Annotated in this window: 1 pseudogene; it reads left to right on the top strand. The window is 41.9% G+C overall.

Features of this window, described 5'->3' with window-relative positions:
• Window positions 1–322 (top strand): annotated as a pseudogene (locus B3V51_RS07885) (NAD(P)(+) transhydrogenase); the annotation flags it as partial.

Raw genomic sequence — 322 nt, 5'->3', positions numbered from 1 at the left:
GTATCTATACCATTCCTGAAATCTCTTGTATCGGTAAAACAGAGCAGGAGCTAACGGATGAGAAAGTTCCGTATGAAGTGGGTCAAGCGTTCTTCAAACATCTGGCACGTGCCCAAATCATTGGTGAACGCTCGGGCGTATTAAAGATATTGTTCCATCGTGATACGTTAGAAATTTTAGGCATTCATTGCTACGGCAACCATGCTTCAGAGATTATTCATATTGGTCAAGCAGTGATGAAGTGCAAAAGCAACAATACGCTTGAGTATTTTGTCAATACGACTTTTAACTATCCAACGATGGCAGAAGCGTATCGTGTGGC

The sequence above is a fragment of the Psychrobacter sp. UBA2514 genome, assembly GCF_002341255.1.
GTDB lineage: Bacteria > Pseudomonadota > Gammaproteobacteria > Pseudomonadales > Moraxellaceae > Psychrobacter > Psychrobacter pacificensis.
Note: the sequence above shows the minus strand (reverse complement) of the source record. Positions and strands in the feature narration are given on the sequence as shown.